Annotated in this window: 6 protein-coding genes and 1 pseudogene; 3 read left to right on the top strand and 4 right to left on the bottom strand. The window is 62.3% G+C overall.

Annotation, left to right across the window (positions count from 1 at the left end):
• Positions 1-158, bottom strand: a pseudogene (locus QQL85_RS26365) (hypothetical protein); the annotation flags it as partial.
• Positions 159-355: 197 nt separating this feature from the next.
• Between QQL85_RS26365 and QQL85_RS26360 the strand changes: the two are divergent.
• Positions 356-1,048 (top strand): response regulator transcription factor, encoded by a 693-nt coding sequence (locus QQL85_RS26360; protein WP_284357306.1) that lies wholly within the window; start codon positions 356-358, stop codon positions 1,046-1,048.
• A complete protein-coding gene (locus tag QQL85_RS26355; RefSeq protein ID WP_284357305.1) occupies positions 1,045-2,310 on the top strand; it encodes an ATP-binding protein in 1,266 nt (421 codons plus the stop codon). The genes QQL85_RS26360 and QQL85_RS26355 overlap by 4 nt, the downstream gene beginning before the upstream one ends.
• A 67-nt stretch (positions 2,311-2,377) precedes the next feature.
• On the opposite strand, the gene QQL85_RS26350 is transcribed toward QQL85_RS26355, so the two are convergent.
• From QQL85_RS26350 to QQL85_RS26340, 3 genes are all read right to left on the bottom strand, one after another.
• Positions 2,378-3,562 carry an MFS transporter gene (locus tag QQL85_RS26350; protein ID WP_284357304.1) on the bottom strand — a complete coding sequence of 395 codons (1,185 nt, stop codon included), beginning with the start codon at positions 3,560-3,562 and terminating at the stop codon, positions 2,378-2,380.
• 105 nt (positions 3,563-3,667) lie between these two features.
• A complete protein-coding gene (locus QQL85_RS26345; protein WP_284357303.1) occupies positions 3,668-3,841 on the bottom strand; it encodes a hypothetical protein in 174 nt (57 codons plus the stop codon).
• A gap of 151 nt (positions 3,842-3,992) precedes the next feature.
• Positions 3,993-4,874, bottom strand: a complete 882-nt coding sequence (locus QQL85_RS26340) for a LysR family transcriptional regulator (protein ID WP_284357302.1) — start codon at positions 4,872-4,874, stop codon at positions 3,993-3,995.
• Positions 4,875-5,044: 170 nt separating this feature from the next.
• On the opposite strand from QQL85_RS26340, the gene QQL85_RS26890 reads away from it, so the two are divergent.
• Positions 5,045-5,121: hypothetical protein (locus QQL85_RS26890; RefSeq protein WP_148101364.1), on the top strand; the 77-nt coding region annotated here is incomplete at its 3' end.

Genomic DNA, 5,121 nt, shown 5'->3' with positions numbered 1-5,121 from the left:
GCCTGGTCACCGACGTTCAGCGGCAGGGCACCGAACACACTGCCGGCGGAAACCCGCTGCAGGCCGTTGACGCGGATGTCGGCGATCCTGAAGGGGGAGGCCTGAACCAGCGAGGCTTTCAGCAACAGGATGGAGAGCAACAGGCGCGGGTAGTTCATCGGGGGTTCCAGACAAGCGGATTCGAAAGGGAGCAAGCGCGGTCAACCCGCAAGCAGCGGGCGATGAGGATACGGGCGGGCTATGTACGGCGCGGTTAGCCGAGGGTAAAGATGTGTAAAGTCCGACCGGCCGGCGGTGACAGTGCTGCCGTGCGGGGCGATCATTAACGCCCCTGAAATTGCGATATCTGGCCCCAATGATCCCCGTGCTGCTGGTCGACGACGACCGCGAACTGACTGAAATGCTCTCCTTGTACCTGGCGCGCGAAGGCTTCCAGGCCACGGCCGTGGACACTGGCGAAGAGGGCGAAGCCCAGGCGTTGTCCGGCAACTACCAGGCGGTGGTGCTGGACGTGATGCTGCCGGGTATCTCTGGCATCGAAGTGCTGCGGCGCGTGCGTGCGCGCAGCCAGGTGCCAGTGCTGCTGTTGACCGCCCGTGGCGACAACATCGACCGCATCGCCGGCCTTGAGCTGGGGGCCGACGACTATGTGCCCAAGCCCAGCTCCCCGGGTGAACTGGTGGCACGCCTGCGGGCGATACTGCGCAGGGTGCAGCCGCAGCAGGTGGGCGAGGCGAGTGCGCCTGAGCAAGTACGCACGGGCGCATTGAAAATGTGGCCGGGCCGCCGAGAGGCGCACTGGGGCGACGTTTCGCTGGAGCTGACCGGCTCGGAGTTCAGCCTGCTTGAGGCGTTAGCCCGTCAAGCAGGGCAGTTGGTCAGCAAGCAGGACCTTTCACTCAATGCCTTGGGCCGGCCGCTGACCCGGTACGACCGGCGCATCGATGTGCATGTCAGCAGCATCCGGCAAAAGCTCGGCCCGCGTGCCGACGGCAGCAGCTGGATTCAGAGCGTACGAGGCATGGGTTACATGCTGATTGTCGAATGATGCGCCGGCGCCTGTTCTGGAAGCTGTTTCTGGCGTTTTGGCTGGCCAACTGCCTGACCTTCCTGGTGGGGGCGGGCGCTTTCATGCTCAATGACTGGCGTGGTGATACCCCGGCGCTGCGTTCGCTGCTGGCCACCGAGCTGCAGATATTGCAGCGTTACGGGGAGCAGGCTGGCCGGCAACTGCTGGAAGTGTCGCCGCAGCCGCCGGATGTGCAGGTAGGCCTTTATGACAACCAAGGGCAGTTACTGGCCGGCAGGGCGGTGCCGGTGGCGCGTTTCGAGCAGGCGTTGAACGACCGTCAAGGTCGCCCGCTGGTTCTGCGTGCTTCGGTGCCCACAGTGCTTGGCGAACCCCCGCGCCCGCGTGGCATGGGCCCGCTGTTTACCGGCACGTTGATGAGTGCGCTGTTCGCCTTCCTGTGCAGCCTGTATCTGACGCGCCCATTGGCCTGGCTGCGCGAAGCGATGGGCCAGGTGGCCCAGGGCCGGTTCGACGTGCGCGTGAAACCTCGGCTGGGCAAGCGTCGCGACGAGATCGTCGAGCTGGCCGAGGACTGTGACCGCATGGCCGGACAACTCAAGGCCCTGGTGCAGTCGCAACAGAACCTGCTGCACGATATTTCCCACGAACTGCGCTCACCGCTGACCCGTATGCATGCCGCTATCGGCCTGATGCGTCAGCAACCCGACCGGCACGACATGCTGGAGCGGGTAGAGCGCGAGTCGCGGCGCATGGACGACCTGATCGAGCAGTTGCTGACCTTGGCTCGCGCCCAGGCTCGGCAGGGTGACAGCGACTTTGCCAGCGTGGATGTGGTAGAGCTGCTGGAACAGATCGTCGAAGACGCCCGGTTTGAGGCAGGCATGAAGCAGTGTCAGGTGTCTTTGCTCGCCCAGGGTGCGTTTCTCATCAATGGGCATGAAGAGCTGCTGTACCGGGCGTTCGAGAACATCATTCGCAACGCCGTGCGTTACACCGCAGCCGGTACGGAGGTATTGGTGCAGGCTGCGCTGGCACCAGAGAAGCAAGGGTTTCAGGTCAGTGTCAGCGACCATGGGCCGGGCGTAGACCCGGCGCGTCTGCAGCGCATCTTCGAGCCGTTCGACCGAGGCACCGACAACAGTGACGATGGTTTTGGCCTGGGCCTGGCGATTGCCCAACGGGCCATTGCCTTGCATGGCGGCAGCCTGACCGCGCTGGCTGCCGACGGCGGGGGCTTGCGGGTATGTATCGAGCTGCCGCAAGCCAGTGCTGCCTGAGCGCCGCCATCGGACAGAGATTTCAGGGCTGCGTAGCAGCCCCAACGTTGCATGACCGTAGGCGAACTCAGTGCCCGCCCTTCATCCTCCGCGCGACCAGGTAGATCCCCAGCCCGATCAGCGCCGTGGCCGCGCCGATATACCCGGTGCTGGTCCAGCCCATGCCTGCGGTAATCGCCATGCCCCCCAGCCACGGCCCCAGTGCATTAGCCAGGTTGAACGCGGCATGGTTCGACGCCGCTGCAAGGCTCGGCGCTTCATGGGCAATGTCCATCAGTCGGATCTGCAGCGGCGCTGCCAGGGCAATCATGGTGCCCACCAGGCCAATGCCCAGCAGCAGGCTCCACAGTGCCTGGGCGGCGAAGGTGAAGAACAGCAGCACAGCAATCGACCACACCAGCACTAGCCCAACGGCGCGGAACTGCAGGCGGTCGAACAGTTTGCCGCCGGCAATGTTGCCGACAATACCGCCCACGCCAAACGCCGCCAGGCCGAACGGAATCCACTGCGGCGACACTTGGGTCACCTGCAGCATGGTCGGCGCCAGGTAGCTGAATACCGTGAACATGCCGGCAAAGCCGATCGAGGCGATGGCCAGCGCCATCCATACCTGCGGGAGGGCGAAGGCTTGCAGCTCCTTGCGCGGGTCGCTGCGTACTTCGTCGTGGCGCTGGGGCACGAAGCGCCACACCAGGGCGATGGTGCACAGGGCGATCGCGCCGACCAGCACGAATGCCGAACGCCAACCGAAGTATTGGCCCAGGAAGGTGGCCACCGGGTTGCCGAGCAACATGGCCAAGGTCAGGCCCATCATCACCCGGGCAACGGCACCCGCTCGATGGTCCTTGGCCACCATGCTCGAGGCCACCACTGCGGCAATGCCGAAGTAGGCGCCGTGGGGCAGGCCACTGATGAAACGGAAGGCGACCAGGCCGCTGAACGAGGGGGCGAAGGCAGTGGCCAGGTTGCCCAGGGCATACAGCAGCATCAACAGCAGCAGCATGTGCTTGCGCAGCAGTTTGGCACCCAGAATCGCCAGTGTCGGGGCGCCAACCATGACTCCCAGTGCATAGGCGCTGATGGCGTGGCCCACCTGCGGCTCGCTCAGCTGCAGGTTGTTGGCGATGTCAGGCATCAGGCCCATGATGGCGAACTCGCCGGTACCGATGGCAAAGCTGCCCAATGCCATGGCGGCTTCCATCTTGGCGACGGTGGTTTTGCTGGGGAGAGGGGGTTGTTCCTGGACTGACATCTGGATCCTTATTGAAACATGCTGAAACGTTCAAGTCGGGATCATAGTCAATGTTTGGCTGCAACGTCGAGGAAGCTGACCAGCTTCCTTCCGCGTCTCCCAGGCTCAGGCAGGTTCTGTTGTCGGTTTAGCGAATACCTCTGGAGCGGCCTGAAGACGGGCGTGCAATTGGTCCAGGTAGGCTTGTGCGTGCTGGATGTCGGTGAACGACACAGGGTGCCCGTCGATGATCACCTTGCAGCCTGCGTCCTGCTCATTGCGTACGATTTCAATCTTCATGCCTGCTCCTTGATGTTGTTCTGGCGCGGGCGAGGGTAGCTTAATTAGCTGGCTAATGAAAATGAATTAACCGCTCTAGAAAGCAGCTTTCAGACATTTGCAATACCTGTTGGAGCGGCTTTGGCCGCGAAAGGGCCGGAACAGGCTGGCCTCAACGTTCCAGGTAATGCGTCTGCGCGGCAAAATCGATGAACCGCTTGCTGGCCAGTGACAGGTATTCCCCCGAACGCCAGCACAAACGGAAACTCATTTGCTGCGCCGGCTTGAAGGGCACGCCAATAATGCCCGGCGTGCGCTGCTGCACCGAGCGCAGCAGGGTGGCCACACCCATGTTGTCCAGCGCGGCCTGCACCACCAGCGAGACGAAGTTACTCTGCAGCGCCACCTGGTAAGTGATGCCATGTTCGGCGAAGAACGCGTCCAGCAGGTGACGTTGCACGAACGTGCGGTCGAACACCACCATGTCGGTATTGCGCAGGTCTTCCGCCGTGAGGAAGGCTTTGCCGGCATAGGCGTGGTCGGGATGCATGCACGCCAGCATCTCGTCACTGCCCAGCAGGATCGACTCCTTGTCGGGCGGCACGCGCCTGGATTCCAGCAGTGCCAGGTCGATTTCGCGTTGTTCCAGGCGGTGGCCAATGTCCTCGGCGCTGCCCTCGAACACGGTCATGGCAATGCCGGGGTATAACTTGCGGAAGGCATTCATCAAACCGGGCACATAGTGCAGGCCGAACATCGGAGGAATGCCCAGGCGCACTTCACCGCGTTTCAGGTCAGACATGTCGCGCAGTTCCTGGCGGGCGACATCCATCTCTCGCAGGGCCGATGCAATGCGCGGCAGGAACTGTTCGCCTTCGGCAGTGAGGATCACTTTGCGCGTGGTGCGGTTGAACAGGGTGACACCCAGTTCTTCTTCCAGCCGAGTCACGGCCATGCTCAGCGCTGGCTGGGCGATGTGCAGGTGCTGCGCGGCTTTGGTGAAGCTGCCCTGGCGCACGATCTCGACGCAGCAGCGCAATGCCTTGAGGTTCATTGGGGCGTTTTACCATTCATAACAAGCTGTGATGCTAAGCATCATAACAATATATTTATTATTATTAACCAGAGGGCCTACGATGCGCGCCACTGAGACATCCTGCAACATCTCAGTCACGCAGCTTAATAAATCTGCAATCCCACAAAGATTTTGAGGTAGTACCCCAAATGGCCAAGGCCGCCGATGTCGTTGTGCAATGCCTGGAAAACGAAGGTGTCGAGTATGTGTTCGGCATTCCTGGTGA

The organism is Pseudomonas putida, assembly GCF_030159595.1.
Taxonomy (GTDB): domain Bacteria; phylum Pseudomonadota; class Gammaproteobacteria; order Pseudomonadales; family Pseudomonadaceae; genus Aquipseudomonas; species Aquipseudomonas putida_AC.
The sequence above is the reverse complement of the archived record's forward strand: the minus strand, read 5'-3'. Positions and strand labels throughout refer to the sequence as shown.